Origin of the sequence: Campylobacter sp., from assembly GCF_052170435.1 — a bacterium.
Lineage (GTDB): Bacteria > Campylobacterota > Campylobacteria > Campylobacterales > Campylobacteraceae > Campylobacter_A.
The window spans coordinates 61,223-76,484 of the sequence record NZ_JBQNAN010000001.1 but is presented as its reverse complement, the minus strand read 5'-3'; the positions used below and the strand labels follow the sequence as shown (position 1 = coordinate 76,484).

At 46.1% G+C, this 15,262-nt stretch carries 15 protein-coding genes; 5 read left to right on the top strand and 10 right to left on the bottom strand.

Annotation, left to right across the window (positions count from 1 at the left end):
• The first annotated feature begins 23 nt into the window (after positions 1 to 23).
• Entirely contained in the window at positions 24 to 935 is a 912-nt protein-coding gene (locus ACTTJF_RS00420) for a helix-turn-helix domain-containing protein (protein WP_442550263.1), read from the top strand.
• Positions 936 to 1,470: 535 nt separating this feature from the next.
• On the opposite strand, the gene dnaJ is transcribed toward ACTTJF_RS00420, so the two are convergent.
• Positions 1,471 to 2,643: a molecular chaperone DnaJ gene (gene dnaJ / locus ACTTJF_RS00415; protein WP_442550262.1), complete on the bottom strand. Its 1,173-nt coding sequence runs from the start codon at positions 2,641 to 2,643 to the stop codon at positions 1,471 to 1,473.
• Between the two features lie 161 nt (positions 2,644 to 2,804).
• Here dnaJ and ACTTJF_RS00410 point away from each other — a divergent pair, with 161 nt between their 5' ends.
• The 3 genes from ACTTJF_RS00410 to recR are packed head-to-tail and all read left to right on the top strand — an operon-like array spanning position 2,805 to position 5,282.
• Positions 2,805 to 3,476, top strand: coding sequence for a response regulator transcription factor (locus tag ACTTJF_RS00410; RefSeq protein ID WP_002948262.1), 672 nt, complete (start codon positions 2,805 to 2,807; stop codon positions 3,474 to 3,476).
• Complete coding sequence (locus ACTTJF_RS00405; RefSeq protein WP_442550261.1) at positions 3,473 to 4,726, top strand: ArsS family sensor histidine kinase; 1,254 nt, start codon at positions 3,473 to 3,475, stop codon at positions 4,724 to 4,726. Before ACTTJF_RS00410 ends, ACTTJF_RS00405 begins: the two co-directional genes overlap by 4 nt.
• Positions 4,710 to 5,282, top strand: a complete 573-nt coding sequence (recR, locus tag ACTTJF_RS00400; protein ID WP_442550260.1) for a recombination mediator RecR — start codon at positions 4,710 to 4,712, stop codon at positions 5,280 to 5,282. Before ACTTJF_RS00405 ends, recR begins: the two co-directional genes overlap by 17 nt.
• A gap of 229 nt (positions 5,283 to 5,511) precedes the next feature.
• Here the strand turns inward: recR and ACTTJF_RS00395 are convergent, their stop codons facing one another.
• On the bottom strand, positions 5,512 to 6,567 hold the full coding sequence (locus tag ACTTJF_RS00395) for a TRAP transporter substrate-binding protein (RefSeq protein WP_314477093.1): 1,056 nt from the start codon (positions 6,565 to 6,567) through the stop codon (positions 5,512 to 5,514).
• Positions 6,568 to 6,647: 80 nt separating this feature from the next.
• Between ACTTJF_RS00395 and pyk the strand changes: the two genes are divergently transcribed.
• Complete coding sequence (gene pyk, locus ACTTJF_RS00390; protein ID WP_442550259.1) at positions 6,648 to 8,102, top strand: pyruvate kinase; 1,455 nt, start codon at positions 6,648 to 6,650, stop codon at positions 8,100 to 8,102.
• Here the strand turns inward: pyk and ACTTJF_RS00385 are convergent.
• From ACTTJF_RS00385 to ACTTJF_RS00350, 8 genes are read right to left on the bottom strand one after another with little or no spacing between them, the layout of a single operon-like run.
• Positions 8,078 to 8,893 carry a shikimate dehydrogenase gene (locus tag ACTTJF_RS00385; protein WP_442550258.1) on the bottom strand — a complete coding sequence of 272 codons (816 nt, stop codon included), beginning with the start codon at positions 8,891 to 8,893 and terminating at the stop codon, positions 8,078 to 8,080. The two genes, pyk and ACTTJF_RS00385, sit on opposite strands and share 25 nt — an antisense overlap.
• On the bottom strand, positions 8,890 to 9,816 hold the full coding sequence (locus tag ACTTJF_RS00380; protein ID WP_442550257.1) for an SPOR domain-containing protein: 927 nt from the start codon (positions 9,814 to 9,816) through the stop codon (positions 8,890 to 8,892). Before ACTTJF_RS00380 ends, ACTTJF_RS00385 begins: the two co-directional genes overlap by 4 nt.
• A 9-nt stretch (positions 9,817 to 9,825) precedes the next feature.
• Positions 9,826 to 10,368, bottom strand: coding sequence for a DUF1882 domain-containing protein (locus ACTTJF_RS00375; protein WP_442550256.1), 543 nt, complete (start codon positions 10,366 to 10,368; stop codon positions 9,826 to 9,828).
• Complete coding sequence (locus tag ACTTJF_RS00370; protein ID WP_442550255.1) at positions 10,368 to 11,612, bottom strand: serine hydroxymethyltransferase; 1,245 nt, start codon at positions 11,610 to 11,612, stop codon at positions 10,368 to 10,370. The genes ACTTJF_RS00375 and ACTTJF_RS00370 overlap by 1 nt, the downstream gene beginning before the upstream one ends.
• Positions 11,612 to 13,114 (bottom strand): lysine--tRNA ligase, encoded by a 1,503-nt coding sequence (gene lysS / locus ACTTJF_RS00365; protein ID WP_442550441.1) that lies wholly within the window; start codon positions 13,112 to 13,114, stop codon positions 11,612 to 11,614. The genes ACTTJF_RS00370 and lysS overlap by 1 nt, the downstream gene beginning before the upstream one ends.
• Entirely contained in the window at positions 13,114 to 13,587 is a 474-nt protein-coding gene (locus tag ACTTJF_RS00360; RefSeq protein WP_442550254.1) for a Fur family transcriptional regulator, read from the bottom strand. The genes lysS and ACTTJF_RS00360 overlap by 1 nt, the downstream gene beginning before the upstream one ends.
• A complete protein-coding gene (locus ACTTJF_RS00355) occupies positions 13,584 to 14,177 on the bottom strand; it encodes a CvpA family protein (protein ID WP_442550253.1) in 594 nt (197 codons plus the stop codon). Before ACTTJF_RS00355 ends, ACTTJF_RS00360 begins: the two co-directional genes overlap by 4 nt.
• On the bottom strand, positions 14,177 to 15,259 hold the full coding sequence (locus ACTTJF_RS00350; RefSeq protein ID WP_122862615.1) for a type IV pilus twitching motility protein PilT: 1,083 nt from the start codon (positions 15,257 to 15,259) through the stop codon (positions 14,177 to 14,179). Before ACTTJF_RS00350 ends, ACTTJF_RS00355 begins: the two co-directional genes overlap by 1 nt.
• Positions 15,260 to 15,262: the final 3 nt, after the last annotated feature.

Genomic DNA, 15,262 nt, shown 5'->3' with positions numbered 1-15,262 from the left:
ATTTTTATATTTAAAGGAAAAATTTGCGCACGGTATCCGCAGACGTTTTTATGGATAAATTTAATAGCAGCGAAGACGGAGTTTTGGCTGGTCTTGGCGTCAAAATCCGCGCCAAAAATATCGCGCTAAGCGATGAAATAGCCTTCGGCACGATAAAAATGGACGCTAAAGACGACACCAAAATAGTCGGCGATTTTCACGCTTTGCGGGGTTGCTTTATAAATTTCACCCTACAAGGAGGCATCAGCCTAAGCTCGGCGAATGGCAAAATCGAATACAAAAGCGGACTATCCACGATCAGCTCGGTCGATCTACCAAGCTCGGATCAAGAGATTTACGGCGGCGCGCACGCGGGAATAAATTTATTCCTAGAAAACTCATTTATGAGCGCAAATTTCGGCGATCTTATCGAGCTTGGCACAAACAAACTCGTCTCGCAAAACTACACCTGCGCCGTAAATAAAATTTTATTAAAGCAAATTTTATCGCTAAACGCCGACGAGCCGCTTGAAAGACTGCTTTTGGAAAGTAAAATTTTAGAGCTTATTTATAACGAATTCAGCCGCTTAAAATGCCCAAATAAGCATGTTATACTAGACGAAGCGGACAAAAACGCGCTACAAAAAGCCAGGCAAATTTTGAGCTTAGATATCAAAAATCCGCCGTCTATAAAAGAACTCTCAAAACAGGTGCGACTGAACGAATTTAAGCTTAAAGTCGGCTTTAAAAGTTTGTTTGGGCAAACTCCTTACGAATTTTTGCGCGAAGAGCGAATGAAGCGAGCACTGGCGATGCTGCAAGGCTCGGAGCTAAATATCGCCGAAATTTCGGCTGCGACGGGCTTTAAAAATCAAAGCCACTTCAGCAAGCTTTTTTGCAATTATTACGGCACGGCACCCAAAAATTTGATGAAAAATAGAAAATATTATTATTAATTTTACGAGATTTGCCCGTAAATTTGCCGCGAACGGCGCTCAAAAGCCCGATAAAATAACGCCTCCAATAATTGGCACGACTTTGGCTTAACGCATAATTTAACGGCGCGGATTTATAACTTGCATAAGTTAGATATGGCGACAGGCTATTTTTACGCTAAATTTGGCGAGCAAGCGCGGTTTGAGAACAAAAATCGCTAAAATTTAAGCGGAATTCGGCTAAATTTGTCCGCCTGGCCGCTACGATTTTATAAATTTAAAAGACAAATTTAACCCGTCAAATTTTTATGCAATGGGTGAGTAAACCTAGGTCACTCGGCGTTTTGAAGGCAAATTTGATGAAACGGCACAAGCAAAGACAAAAATAGTGCTCCAAAATTTGCAAATTTATAAAACCGAGCAAAAAAGTCGCCGAAAAATCTAAAAACCTCAAAATTTATAAAATTCAAGCAAGCCCCGAGCCCAAATTTAGCCGACCCTTAAGCTAAAATTTACGGGCAAATTCGGCTAAATTTACCCTCCACAAAGTCAAATTTTACGCCTTTTTGCCTTTTTTCTTGCCTTTGTCGCCAGCCTCTTCGCCTTTAAACCACCCTTTTATCTTGTCCAAGATCCCCTCGTCCTCTTCCTCGTCGTAGCTCGCCTTGCCGGCTTTGATGCCAAAGCTTTCTTGCAACTGATTTAGTAGAGAGATCTGCTCGTCCGTTAGCTCTTTTGGCGTTTTTACAGAGATTTGCGCTACGAGCCTGCCGTACCTTTTGCTATTTACGTTTTTTATACCGAGCCCGTCAAATACGAACTGTTGCTTGTCCTTTGCGCCGACCGGTAGTTTTAGCTCGGTCGTGCCTTTTAGCGTCGGGATCGTGATCGTCTCGCCCAAAATCGCCTGCGTGAAAAATACCGGAATCTCGATGTAAACGTCGCTTTCGTGACGCACGAAATGCTCGTCGGCTTCAACCTCGATATGCACGTACAGATCGCCTCTGGCGCCCGTTGAGGAGACGTTGCCCTTTTCGCTCACGCGCATACGCATGCCGTCGTCGATGCCCTCGGGGATATTTACCTTGACGCTTTGGCGTTCTTCTTTGTAGCCGCTACCGCCGCAATCAGAACATCTATCCTTGATCGTTTCGCCCGTGCCGTTACAGTACGGACACTCCTGCACGAAGCTCATAAAGCCCCTTTGCTGCGATATCCGGCCCCTGCCCTCGCAGTGCGGACATACCTGCGTTTTGCCGTCTTTCGAGCCGCTGCCTTTGCAGGCTTGGCACGGTTTTTTGATCGTAAATTCTATCTCTTTTTCGGCGCCGAATACCGCTTCGTTAAATTTGATCCTAAGAGCTATCTCTAGATCGAGCGGATACTTGTCGCTGCTTCTTTTGCGGCTGCTTGCGCCGGGGCCAAATCCGCCGCCGAAAAACGAGTTAAAGATATCGCCCAAATCAAAATCCGCGCTAAATCCGCTAGAGCTAAAGCCGCCTCTACCCTCAAGCCCTGCCTTGCCGTATCTATCGTATATCGCGCGCTTTTCCTCGTCGCCTAGCACTTGGTAGGCTTCGTTTACCTTTTTAAAATTTTCTTCCGCCTCTTTGTCGCCTTGGTTGCGGTCCGGGTGGTACTTTAGCGCTAGTTTTCTAAATGCTTTTTTTATGGTTTCAGAGTCGCTATTTTTGCTGATTTCTAAAATTTCGTAGTAGTCTATTTCCACAAAATCTCCTAAATTTTTTAAATTTAAAGGGCGATTTTATCTTATTATTTATAAAAATTCAAAGCGGGGGAGAATTTTAAACGAGGATAGTAAATTCGGAAAAAAAATTTAACATTTTTTGGTTATAATCATTTTCGTTAAATCTATTTGAAAGGCTTAAAATGATTAATGTTTTAATGATTGAAGACGATCCGGAATTCGCGCAAATCCTATCCGAGTACTTGAGCGATTTTAATATAAAAGTAACAAATTTCGAAGATCCTTATTTGGGATTAAGCGCCGGAGTGAAAAATTTCGACCTGCTTATCCTAGACCTTACTTTACCGGGCATGGACGGCCTAGAGGTGTGCAAGGAAATCCGCAGCAAATACAACATCCCTATCATTATCTCCTCTGCTCGCAGCGACATCAGCGACAAGGTCGTCGGCCTGCAACTAGGCGCGGACGACTATCTACCAAAACCGTACGATCCAAAGGAAATGTACGCGCGCATCATGAGCCTAATCCGCCGTTACAAAAAGACCAACGAAGTGCAAGAAGAGGTCGTGGATACGCTGTTTAGGATAGACGAGCGCAGACACGAAATTTACTACAACAACGAAAGTCTAACGCTAACGCCTGCCGAATACGAGATCTTGAGCTATCTTATCAAACAGCACAGCTTTTCGGTTTCTCGCGAGCAGCTGGTTTATAACTGCAAAAGCCTAAAAGACAAAGACTCAAAGAGCCTAGACGTCATCATCGGCAGACTAAGAACCAAGATCGGCGACAGCTCAAAAGCGCCTAAGCATATATTTTCGGTACGTGGAATAGGCTATAAACTCATAGGATGAGATACTCCTTAACCACGAAAATTTCGGTAGTTTTCGCGCTGGCGTTTTCGCTTGTTTGTATCTTGTTCTACACGTTTGCGAGCATACAGCTAGATAACGCGCTAGAAAAGATAAAAAACAAGCAGCTAAACGCGATAAACTACCTCATCGCCTCATACGAAAAGTCAAATCCGCCTAGCGATTTGACTAATTATTTTAGAAATTTCGGACTAACCTACGTTAAAAGCGACAAAACCGTCGCAAACGTCATAAGCACGGGTAAGACTGTCTTTGCCAAGCAAACGCAGCTAGGGCTATTTCAGTCGCTGCTTTTTCAGGATAGTTTGTACCTGCAGATCAAAAATCCTTCGTTTCAAATTTTATTAGAAAGCGACGATACGAAAAATATAAACGATCCGATTTGGGTTGGTTTTATCCTCACGACGGCGCTTTTGGTGTCGCTTTACGTTTCGGTGATGAAGTCGCTGATGCCGCTTAAAAAACTAAGCTCTGATATCAGGAAATTCGGCGCCGGAAACATGGACGTAAATATCGCCAAACCCGACTCCGACGACGAGATCGCCAAAGTCGCGATAGAATTTGACGCCGCAGCTAGCAAGATCAGGGAGCTTTTGCGCTCTAGGCAGCTGTTTTTACGCACTATCATGCACGAGCTAAAAACGCCGATCGGTAAGGGGCGCATAGTCTCCGAGATGGTGCAAAACCCTACGCACAAAACCCGCTTGATAGCGATATTTGAGCGCCTAGATATGCTCATAAACGAGTTTGGCAAGATCGAACAGCTACTATCCAAAAACTACGCGCTAAACTATCAGGAATCGTACTTTTCAAACATCCTCGATCAGGCGCGCGACATGCTGATGCTCGATAAATTTGAAGAAAAAGTAGGCGTAGATATCCGCCGAGATATATTGCTACGCGTGGATTTCGGGCTCTTTTCGCTCGCGATCAAAAATCTCATAGATAACGCCCTAAAATACGCCGACGACAAAAAGGCGCAGGTTATCTGCGACAAAGACGGCATCGTCGTGAGAAATCTAGGCCAACCGCTACAAAATCCTATCGAGTACTATATGCAGGCCTTCATCCGCGAAAAGGGCACCAAAAGCAGCGGCATGGGTCTGGGGCTTTACATCATCGACCACATCTGCCGCATGCACAAATTTAGCCTAAAATACTCATACGAGGACGGCTATCACGCGTTTAAAATTTGCACCGATCCAAAGGAAAGCGTTGAAAAAAGGGCTTGAGAAATTTAACGAGCTCGTGGCGGCCTTTGAGCGGTTGCCCGGCGTGGGTAAAAAATCCGCCCAGCGCTACGCCTATCACGTCTGCCTAAAGGATAGCTTCGGCGGGCTAAAACTCGCGCAAAGCATCGAGGACGCAGTGAGGTTTACGGGCAAATGTCAAATTTGCGGCGGACTTAGCGAAGATGAAATTTGCGACATTTGCAGCGACGAAACGCGCGAGAAGGAGCTACTAGCCGTTGTCGAAAGTCCAAAAGATATCCTGGTTTTCGAGCAAAGCGCGATCTACCGCGGGCGCTACTTCGTGCTTGAGGAGATAACGCAGGAGCAAACCGAAAAACTGCGCGCGATCATAGAGCAAAACGGCGTGACCGAGATCATTTTCGCGCTAACGCCGGGGCTTAGCAGCGATGCGGTGATGGTATTTATCGAAGATAAGCTAAGCGATTTGGGCGTCAAATTTAGCAAGATAGCCCAAGGCGTACCAACAGGCGTAAATCTCGAAAACATTGATCTTTTATCGCTTATGAAAGCGCTTGATAGTAGGACGGAGTTGTAAATTTAAGTCTGGCGCGTGAGGATTTTTATAAATTTAACGCTACGTTTTTAAATTCGCTCAAATCCAAATTTAAGATTTGGCGAGCAAATTTGCCCACGTAAGCTAATCAAATTTACAACGACTCAAATTTAACGCACAGCCCTAAAGCCAAAAAGGAATAAAAAGAGAGTTTAAAAATTTACGACCCGAAGGCCGTAAATTTAAGCCGCCCGAAACGAGCGACGAGAAGTTATTTCGTAGTTTTTTGGATATACGAGAACTCGGAAATTTTCGTCCACTCGCGAGCCTTAGCCAAAAACGCTCTTTGAGAGTCCAATATCTCCTTAAACAGCGGATCTTTCGCCGCCTCTTCGTCTAGGATCTCGTCGCTTGCTTTTCTAAGCGCGTCCATAACGTCTTGCGGGAACGAGCGAACCTCGATATCAGGATACTCAGCTTTCATTTTTGCCCAGTATTCGGCGTTATCAAAGAACGAGCGCGTATTTAGCATGCTAGCTACCTCGTTAGCCGCAGCCTCGATCACGGCCTGAAGGTCGGCAGGTAGCTTCTCGTAGGTCTTTTTATTTACGAAAAACTGAGTCTGACCGCTCGGCTCTTGCCAGCCTGTGTAGTAGTATTTAGCGATCTTGTGAAAGCCTAAGCCCATATCAAACGCAGGACTAACCCACTCGACCGAGTCGATCGTGCCCATCTCTAGCGCCATATATAGCTCGCCGGTCGGGATGGTGTTTATCGTCGCTCCCACGCGCGCCATAACCTCGCCGCCAAAGCCAGGAATTCTGATCTTTAGGCCTTTTAAATCCTCTACGCTTTTTATCTCTTTTTTAAACCAACCGCCCATTTGCGTGCCCGTGTCGCCCGCGTTAAAGACTTTGATGTTGTATTTATCATAAACTTTTTCCTCTAGCTGCTTGCCGCCGCCAAACTCATACCATGCGCGTAGTTCGCCTGCAGTCATACCGAAAGGCACGGCTGTGAAAAACATAGTGTTTGCGTCCTTGCCTTTGTAGTAATAAGACGCAGTGTAGCCGATATCGTACTGACCGCCCTTAACAAAGTCTAGGATGCCAAACGGCGCCTTGTGTTTAGACGGATAGTCTATCCTCACCTCTAGCCTGCCGTCAGATAGCGTCTCGACCACGCGTTTAAATTCTTTCGCCGCGTCACCCAAAACCGGAGTCGTACTCTCCCAGGTGCTAGCTAGCTTTAGTTTATAGGTTTTGTCCGCTGCGTTCGCGCTTAGCGCCAAGCCAAAAGCAGCCAAAACCGCTAAAAACTTTTTCATTTTTGCTCCTTGAAATAAATTGGCCGATTATACTTATTTTTTTTAAAAATTTGGTAAAATTGCGCAAAAAAGGGGCATCCATGAATAAAAAAACCAAAATCCTAGCCACGGTCGGACCGGCCAGCGAATCCATAGAGGTTATGGAGCAATTAGTTTTAGCCGGAGTCAATACTTTTAGGCTAAATTTCAGCCACGGTACGCACGAATACCACAAATCAAATATCGATAAAATCAGGCAAGTAGAAGCGAAGCTCGGGCGCAAAATAGGTATATTTCAGGATATCTGCGGCCCTAAAATAAGAGTCGGCAAACTAGACAGAAGCGAATTTAAACTAAAAATCGGCGATACGCTAGTCTTCGTAAAAGAAGAAATACTCGGCGAGCAAATAGACGAAAATCGCTATAAGCTTTGCATAAATCAGCCTCAAATTTTAGCCGCATTAAAAACGGGCGAGTACATATATCTATGCGACGGACAGATCCGCGCTAAGATCATAAACGCAAGCGCCCAAAAAGTAGAAGCCGTGGTGGAAAACGACGGGATACTCCGCTCGAACAAGGGCGTAAATTTCCCAAATACTAAGCTTAATATCGAAGTTATCACGCCTAAGGATTTAAAAGATTTGGAATTCGGCGCTAAAAACGGCGTGCATTTCGTCGCGATCTCTTTCGTGCAAAATGCAAACGATATAAGAAAAGCCAGAGAAATCCTAAAAGGCTTTGGCTCTAAAGCTCAAATTTACGCCAAAATAGAAAAATTTGACGCCGTAGAAAATATCGACGAAATCATCGAGGTTAGCGACGGCGTAATGGTCGCTCGCGGAGATCTAGGTATCGAGGTGCCGTACTACAAGGTGCCGACGATCCAAAAGCTCATCATCAAAAAAGCAAACGAAGCCGTTAAGCCGGTCATAACCGCTACGCAGATGATGCTAAGCATGGCCGAGCACGAAACGGCAACTAGAGCCGAGATCAGCGACGTGGCAAACGCCGTACTAGACGGCACCGACGTAGTCATGCTAAGCGAAGAAAGCGCAGTCGGCATAAACCCGGTCGCCGTCGTGGAAGCCATGAGCAACACCATAATCCAAACGCAGCAAATTTATCCTTTTAACAAATTTGATTTCGACCGCTACGACGATACTGACATGATGGCCTCTAGCACCGCCAGGCTCGCCTCGGCGCTAAAAGTAGACGGCATCATCGCGCTAACCTCATCGGGCGGCTCAGCGGCGAAACTAGCCAGATACCGCACGGATATAGATATCATCGCCATAACGCACAACGAACAGGCTGCGTATAGGCTGACTCTTTGCTGGGGTATCACGGCGGCGTTCGTGATAGAAAAGGAAGAAAGGCTGCATACGCTAATGGCTAAATCGATCAAAGCAGCAGTCCAAAGAGGCTATATAAAAGACGACAAAAGCTACATCATGACGGCCGGATATCCGACTGGAGTGGCGGGTAGCTCTGACTTGATCAGAATTTTAAGAAAAGCTCAGATAGATTATTATCTAGAAGAAGCCGATAAGTAAAGGGCTTTTCGCATCGAGGCTTCGATTTTAGTCTCGTCAAGCGAACCCTCGAAAAATAAATTTAACGCCTTTACCGCTTGAAAAAGCAGCATCTCAGAGCCGTCTTTATGCGCGAGCCCGCTAGCGGCGGCTAAATTTAAAAAAGGCGTTTTTTTGCCGTAAATCACGTCAAAGGCAAATTTGCCTTCGTCAAAAATCGGACGTAAAATCTCGATCGGTGCAGGCAAATTTTCATCTTTTAGTCCCGCCGAGGTCGTATTTACGACGAGATCAAATTTGCCGCCATTAAATTTGCCGAAATCCGTCCAGCTAAATTTTTCAAATTCGGCAAAATTTACTAGCCTCTCCTCGCTTCTATTCAGCACGCAAACTCGCACGCCGCGGCTTTTTAATGCATAGGCTACCGCTCTGGCCGTCCCGCCAGCGCCTAAAACGAGAGCTGAATTTATCTGTCTAAAATCTTCTATCCCTCGTAAAAATCCTGGAGCATCGGTATTGTAGCCGTAAATTTTATCGCCGCGGGATACCAGGGTATTTACGGAGCCGATTTTGGCAGCCGTTTCGTCTGCGATATCGCACTGCGTGAGCGCAGCTTCTTTGTGAGGGATGGTGACGTTTGCGCCGCTTAGTTTTAGTTCTTTAAATTTGGAGATGAGTTGCGAGCCGTATGCTAGCTCGTAGCGAGTATAGAGAGCTTCGCGAGATAGACCCAGCTCGCCGAGGGCTAGGTTATGTAGCCTCGGCGAAACGGAGTGAGAGATAGGGTTGCCAAAAACGGCAAAAATCATCATTTTATATTTACGATAAAGGCGTTTGGAGCCGCGCTTTGCTTGATTTTATCAAGTTCGCTTTTTAGCTGCTCGCCGCTATAAGGACCGACTAGCACTTTGATAATCTCGCTACCGTTTACGTTCGTTCTATATAGCTTATACGCGTATCCTGCGGCTTTTAGCTTGCCAAGCTCCGGCGCTTTTTCATTAAAGTGCTTAACGGCGAAAACTTGCACGTAACTACCGCTGTGAGCATCCCCGCCGCTAGCCGCAGGAGCTTGTTTGGCCGGCTTTTGTTTTGCTGGTTTTTCTTTGGACACATCGTTTTTAGGCTGTTTTGTAGCTTTTTCTTGTTTAGGCTCTTTTTGCTTTACTACGTTTACGTGCTGCTTAGGCTCGGCTTTTGGCTCGCTTGATTGAGCGTTTGGCGTATCGTTTTGCTTTAAAGCGCCCTGTATAGTAGAAGGCTCGGTCGGCGTAGGGGCTACCGCACCTACATCTTGCTGCCTTTTATCCTCTTTTTCCTTAAGCGCTTTTACCATATCCTCAAAGCTATCTTGGCCTTTGTTTTCAGGCACGATAGACACCTGCTCAAAGGCAGGAGTTGGCTGCTGCGCCTGAGGCTCGGACGGAGGAGGCGGAGCGACTGGAGGGACGTTAGTTTGCGCTACTTGCGGCGCAGGCTCGCTAGGCGGAGTGGCAGGTACGCTCACTTGCTGTGGGATGCTTCGCATATTGTCTGGCTCAGGCGGTAAAACCAGCCTAGAGTCGGTTTGCGCGACTTGATCGTTAGTCTCCGGCGAATTTAAAAATTTCATCACGATGAGAACAGCTAAAAAGATAATGACGAAAACGGCGACGAGGATGAGGATCCTCTTGACGTTTTTGCTCTTTTTGTCCTCGTTATTATCAAGCATGATGTCTCTTAGCTCGTTATACTCCATTTTTACTCCTTACATATGTTTTGACCAGCTTGCGCCGCGCTCTTTTTGATAGACCTTATACGGCAACGTCAAGATGTTAAATTCTTTCGGCATTTCCATCGTCGGAAATACTCTCCACTCTTTAACCAAACGCGAACTAAGCAGCATAGATAGCTTATTTGCGATCTGATAGCCCTCATTTAGCGTCGTGTGCCCCTTGTGTACGTAAAGATGCAAGTGTCCCGGCGTCTTGCTCTCATAGGCGGTAAAATTTATAAACCCCTCCTCGCGGAGCAAAAGCTGAGCTCGGTGCCAAAAGCGCTCGGGCATCCTGCCGTTGTAGTCAAAGACGATATTTTCGACCTTGTCTCCCGGCAGTATCAGCGAGTGCGCGACGGTAATCTTGCCCTCGTCGTGATCTTTTATCACCTGATAGCTTAGAGGCTCGTTTATTAGCTCAAATTTATTAAAAAACGTCCGACCCTTGTACTCGATCTTGCTTACGATACTATCGCGCTTGATCCAGTAGTGGCTCGTATTCATTTTGATTAGCGCGGTGTCTATGCTCTGCATCAATAAGTCGCCCTATCATAGATAATAAATTTGCTCGCAAGCTCTTTTAGTTCGGCTTTTACCCTGCTTTGAAGCTCGGCATTATTGATGTCGCTTAGCACGTCGGCGATTTTATTTGCGATGATCTCAAATTCCGCCTCTTTCATACCGCGAGCCGTAAGCGCCGGACTTCCTATGCGGATACCGCTTGTGATAAACGGGCTTCTTGTTTCGCCCGGGACCGTATTTTTATTTACCGTTATACCCGCGTTTCCAAGGGCGATATCAGCGTCTTTACCGCTAAATTCGCGGTTTAAAAAGCTCATCAAAACCAGGTGGTTATCCGTACCGCCGCTAACTAGATCAAAGCCGCGCTTTACTAAAATTTCGGCTAGTTTTTTGATGTTTGCCTTAACTTGCTTGGCGTAAATTTTCCACTCCGGACTTAAGTTGTGTTTAAAGCCTACCGCCTTTGCCGCGATGACATGAACTAGCGGTCCGCCCTGAATGCCAGGGAAGATGGACGAATTTATCTTTTTGGCATACTCTTCGTTATTTGTCATGATGATACCGCCGCGAGGTCCGCGAAGCGTTTTGTGCGTAGTCGAGCTCACCACGTCGCAGTGCGGAAACGGACTCTGATGCTCGCCGGCTACGACTAGGCCCGCGATGTGCGCTACGTCTGCAAAGAGTATAGCGCCTGCGGCGTCGGCGATCTCACGGAATTTCTTAAATTCTATCTCGCGCGTATATGCGCTTGCGCCGCACACAATCATCTTAGGTTTTACGATTTGCGCGATTTCCATCACCTTGTCGTAGTTTATGCGTCCGTCAAGCTCCACGCCGTAGAAAAAGCTCTGATAAATTTTACCCGAGCTACTTACCTTTGCGCCGTGAGTTAGGTGTCCGCCGTGGCTTAGATCCATGCCTAAAATTTTATCGCCAGGATTTAAAAGCGCGCCGTAAACGCCCTGGTTCGCCTGCGAGCCTGAGTTTGGCTGTACGTTTGCAAATTCGCAACCAAAAAGCTCTTTGCAGCGATCGATCGCTAGCTGCTCGATCTGATCGACGTATTCGCAGCCGCCATAGTAGCGTTTGCCGGGATAGCCTTCTGCGTATTTGTTGGTTAGAACCGAGCCCATTACTTCCATTACTTCAGGATAGGTAAAATTTTCGCTCGCGATCATCTCGAGGTGGTCGCATTGGCGTTTTAGTTCTAAATTTACTAAATCAAAAATTTCTTTATCGTAACTTTGCAAACTCATTAATTCTCCTTGGTTTCGTTTTTTTGCGGTCTCATCGCAGGGAAAAGCACCACGTCGCGGATGGATTTTTTATTGGTTAGTAGCATCACGAGCCTATCTATGCCGATACCCTGACCCGCAGTCGGAGGCATCGCGTAGCCAAGAGCCCTCACGTAGTCCTCGTCCATCTCGTGAGCTTCGTCGTCGCCGGCGTTTTTGGCTTCGATCTGTGAAGCGAAACGGTCGTATTGATCGATCGGGTCGTTTAGCTCGTTAAAGCCGTTAGCTAGCTCGCGTCCTGCGATAAATAGCTCAAATCTCTCGGCTATATCGGGATTTGCGTCGCTTCTGCGAGAAAGCGGACTGATAGAGATCGGATAGTCGATGATAAAGGTCGGATCGGTTAGCTTGCTCTCTACGTAGTTGTCGAAAAGCTCGGCTTGTAAATGCCCCAAATCAAGCTTAGCGTTTGCCTCAAAGCCGTCTGCCTTGAGCTTGGCTAAAATTTTATCTTTATCGTCAATGATAGCTTCGTCCAGTCCGCCGATTTCTACGAGTGCTTTTTTGTAGCTTATGCGTTTAAACGGCTTGCTAAAATCGATCTGCATACCGTCAAATTCGATGATTTTAGACATGTCAAGCTTATCAAGAAGCACGTTAAATAGCTCCTCGGTTAGCCCCATCAAATCGTGATAAGTGTGCCATGCCCAGTAAAACTCGATGCTTGTAAATTCGGGATTATGCGTTAGATCCATACCCTCGTTGCGGAAATTTCTATTCATCTCGTAAACGGCGTCAAAACCGCCCACGATGAGACGCTTCAGATAAAGCTCGGGCGCGATGCGCAAAAATCTCTCCACGCCAAGCGCGTTGTGAAACGTAACGAAAGGCTTAGCGTTGGCTCCGCCGGGGATCGGGTGCATCATAGGAGTCTCAACCTCTAAAAAGCCCTTGTCTTCGAAAAATCTACGAATCGTGCTAACGATAACCGAGCGGCGCTTAAAATCGGCCCTAACCTCCGGATTCATTATCATATCGAGGTATCTCTGGCGGTATCTGGTCTCGATATCCGTTAGTCCGTGGAATTTCTCCGGAAGCGGCGAAATGGCCTTTGACGCCAAGGTTAGCTCGCTAACGTGCATAGAAAATTCGCCCGTTCTCGTGACGAAAGCATACCCGCGCACGTATACGATGTCGCCTACTTCGATATTTTTCTTTACGACCTTAAACCAATCCGGATCAAGCGTCTTATTACTAAAGTAAATTTGAAGATTGCCGTCCTCATCCTCGATGTTGGCAAATATCGCCTTGCCCGCATCCCTGATAAGCTTAACGCGTCCGGCGAGGCTTACTAGCTGTCCTTCGGCGCTCTTTTCTTCGGTGTCTATAATGTGTTTAAATTTGAGCCTAAATTTAGTTATATCCATATCGCGGCGCAAAAAATGCGGATAGGGATTTACGCCCGCGCTTCTTAACTCATTTGCAGTCTCTAACCTCTGGATCTCCAGTTGATTTTCAAATATCACTTGCCGCCCTTTGTCTCTTTGGCACCGCACTCTTTGCATACTCCGTAAAGCTGCATCATGTGTCCGGTTAGCTTAAAGCCGTGCTCTTTTGCGATATTTGCTTGTCTTTTTTCTATTGTTGCGTCTTCAAATTCGATGATAGTTCCGCATCTGCGGCATATCATGTGGTCGTGGTGAGGCTTGGTTGCGAGCTCGAATTTTTTACCTTGCGAGCCAAAGCTGATAGATGTTACCATCTCGGCCTCTTCGAGCAAATTTAGCGTCCTATAAACGGTCGCGATACCGACGTTTAAGTCAGGATAGGTCTCTTTAATGAAAAAATAAAGTCTCTCCGGAGTGAAGTGCTCGTCGTTGTTGTAGAGCGTCTTTAGTAGAACTTCTCGCTGTTGCGTGTATTTTAGCCCGTTATCTCTCAAAATTTTTTTAAATTTCTCAAGAAGCGCGTCGTATTCTAAATTCTCAATCATCATTTGTACTCCTTAATCGTCGAATTTATCTCTAAATTTGGCCTTTGCTCCTGCATAGAGGCGTCAAACGGCGTCTCGATATTTCCTACTCCGCTTGCTATGCCTTTTACATCCACGTTCATTATCCATTTGCCCGTATCCAGCAGGACCGGATACAGTTTACTTCCCCTAAAATACGGTTCGATTTTATTATTTAAGACTTGAATGTTTGAAATGGTCACTATCAAAACCGCAAAAACTAGGAAAATTTTGGCGCTTCCGATGATAAATCCGCCCAGTTTATCTAAAAATCCAAGTCCGCTTAGTCCGATTAGCTTCGACAAAAAGGCTCCGATACCTAGGCAAAGTACCCAAAACACGATAAGCGTCGCCAAAAATCCGGCGAAAAACAGAACGGAATCGCCCTCTATCTTATAGATATTATCGCTTATTAGAGTGCCGACTCTAGCGCCGAATCTACTAGCTACGACGATACCGCCGATAAGGCCGATAAGGCCGAAAATTTCCTTTATTAGTCCGCTTATTACGCCTTTTATGCCCAGTATCAAAACGAGCGAAACGACGACTACGTCAAATAATGTAACAAAATCCATTACATACCCAACAATCCGCCCAGCTCTTGCTGGCTCGTAGAGTATCTCATCGCCATCTCTTTAGTTATCTGATTTGCTCTGATAGCCTTCATGAGAGCTTGCGTTTGAGTAGTCATGCCGGTCATTTGCTGATTTAGCTGCATTTGAGAGTAAATTTGATGCACCTTATTTTCGCGGATAAGGTTTGCTATGGCGGCATTGTTTATCAAAATTTCATGAACCGCAAGTCGTCCGCTACCGATTTTTGGAAGCAATGCTTGAGAGATAACCGCAGTTAGCGAAACGGAAAGCATATTTCGCACCTGAAGCTGCTCGCCGCCCTCAAAGCTATCTATGATACGGTTGATGGTCTGGATGGCCGAGTTTGTGTGCAAGGTCGCAAATACGAGGTGACCTGTCTCCGCAGCCGTGATAGCGGTCGATATCGTCTCCCTATCTCTCATCTCGCCCACCAGGATGATATCCGGGTCTTCACGGAGGGCAAATTTAAGCGCTCTAGCGTAAGATTGCGTGTCTGTACCGATATTTCTGTGAGAGAAAAGAGATTTTTTATTCGTATGCACGAACTCCACAGGATCTTCGATCGTGATTATGTGCTTTCTTTCGGTCAAATTTATCTCGTTTAGCATAGCCGCAAGCGTAGTTGATTTACCGCTACCCGTCGGGCCGGTAACTAGTATCATTCCTTTTTCGCGCTTTACGACTTCTTTAAAGATATTAGGCGCTTTAAGATCGTCTAGCGAAGGAATCTCGGTCGGGATGATACGAAACGCGGCAGCCAAATCGCCGTTCATCGTGTAATAGTAGTTGCCTCTGAAGCGTCCGACGCCTGGAAGCTCTATCGCAAAGTCAAGCTCTCTGTTTTCCTCCAGTTCGCTTTTTTGTACGTCGGTTATGAGCGCATAGCAGATATCTTGTATGTCGTGTCCGCTCAAAACTCCGAGTTCTAGAGGTCTTAATGTGCCGTCTATTCTGATTTGCGGTTCGCTTCTTGATACGATGTGCAAGTCACTGGCTTTGTTGTGAACGACGGTTTTTAGCAGTATTTCAAGACTGGTGTTAAATTTTTCGATTTCTTCCATTTT